Genomic DNA, 1860 nt, shown 5'->3' on the forward strand with positions numbered 1-1860 from the left:
CGCTGCTGTAGAAGCAGCTAGAGCTGGTTCTGCTGGTAAAGGATTTGCTGTTGTTGCTGATGAGGTAAGAAACCTTGCTGCTAAATCAGCAGAAGCTGCTAAAAATACAGCTACACTTATTGAAAATTCAATAGGGGCAGTTAACAAAGGTACTGAAATAGTAGATAGCACAGCTGAGTCACTTCAAAAAATAATAAATACAACAGGCCAAACTACTGTATTAGTTGATGATATAGCTAAAGCGTCTGAAGAAGAAGCTAGTGCAATCAATCAAGTTACATTAGGGATAGAGCAAATTTCAGGGGTAGTGCAAACTAACTCTGCGACATCAGAAGAAAGTGCTGCCGCTAGTGAAGAATTAAGTGGACAAGCGCAAATGTTAAAATCACTTATTGAAAACTTTGAGCTAAAAGATACGAATGGATCTAGAAAAAATATAAACTTCAATAGTGATGAAACAGATTATTTTGCAACAAATGAATAATATAGGAACTTTAGACACTGGATTTAGACATAATTGTTAAATAAGGCATTTTATAGATAGTTTTAAAAGGAAGTTAAATATTTAAATAACACTTAAAGGTGTTTGGGAGGAATCAGTGTGAGAAACTTAAAAATTGGTAAAAAATTAGGATTATCTTTTTTAATTTTGATGGTGATAACATCATTTGCAAGCTTTTATACGCTATTTAACTTGAAAAAAGCAGGAAACTTAAGCCATGATTTATTTAAGGGGCCTTATGAAGTAACAAAAGAATCCATGGCTATTCGTTCATATGTAAGTTCTATTGGAAATAATATTAGTAACTCAATTTATGCAGATCATGTTGCAAAGGATAATAAAATAGTAATTCTAGATGCATTTGATAATGTTGAGAAAAGTATAAAAGTAATTCGTGATTCTTCTAGAACTGAGGAGAAGCTAATTAAGCCCCTTGAAGAATCAGTATCTGAGTTAAGAAAAGAATTTGAAAGAATTTATGCAGTTATAGAAGGTGAAGGTTATAAAGACGAGGCAAAAGAGCTAGAAACTAAAGCAGATGGACAACTTGTGCAAGTGTATAATAAGTCTGCAAAAGCTGCACTTAATCTTTATGAAGATGCAGAAGTTAAGGGTGTTGAATTTGATAAAAAAGTAGAATCTACTGTAAAAACAGCATTTTTTATTTCTAGCGCTATAGTAGTAGTTAGTATTTTAGCGGCAGTAGTTATAAGTATTTCTATAACTAAAAGCCTACAAAATCCAATTAAAGAAATAGAAACAGCTGCAAATAAAATGGCTGAGGGTGATTTTGATATTAACATTAACTATGAATCAAAGGACGAATTAGGATCTTTATCAAATAGTATGCGTAAAATGAGCAACAAAACTAATGAAATTATAAATGACACAGTTAATGTTTTAGGAGAAGTTGCATTAGGTAATTTCAACGTTGAACCTGAAGTAGAATACATAGGAGTATTTAAAAATGTTGAGCAATCAATAAATAAAATAACTAATGATTTAAGTGAAACAATGTCACAAATAAATGTAGCTGCAGAAGAAGTAGGAGCTGCATCAGATCAAGTGGCTACTGGATCACAAATGTTATCACAAGGTGCTACTGAACAATCAAGTGCAATTCAAGAGTTATCTGCAACTATTATAGAAATATCTGACAAAATAAAAGATACTGCAGATAATGCTAAAAAAGCTAATAATTTAACACTAAGTTCAGCTCGCCAAGTTAAAGATGGAAACGAGCAAATGAAACAGATGGTTAAAGCTATGGAAGAAATTTCGTTTACTTCTAGTGAGATAGGAAGAATTATAAAAACAATAGATGATATAGCATTCCAAACAAATATATTAGCATTAAA

At 31.6% G+C, this 1860-nt stretch carries 2 protein-coding genes; both read left to right on the top strand.

The features are described from left to right. On the top strand, positions 1-484 hold a 484-nt coding region (locus BN899_RS13540; RefSeq protein WP_242824190.1), incomplete at its 5' end, for a methyl-accepting chemotaxis protein. Positions 485-601: 117 nt separating this feature from the next. Further along, a partial coding sequence (locus BN899_RS13545) for a methyl-accepting chemotaxis protein (protein WP_042276390.1) occupies positions 602-1860 on the top strand: 1259 nt, incomplete at its 3' end.

Source organism: Faecalimicrobium dakarense, from assembly GCF_000499525.1.
Lineage (GTDB): Bacteria > Bacillota > Clostridia > Peptostreptococcales > Peptostreptococcaceae > Faecalimicrobium > Faecalimicrobium dakarense.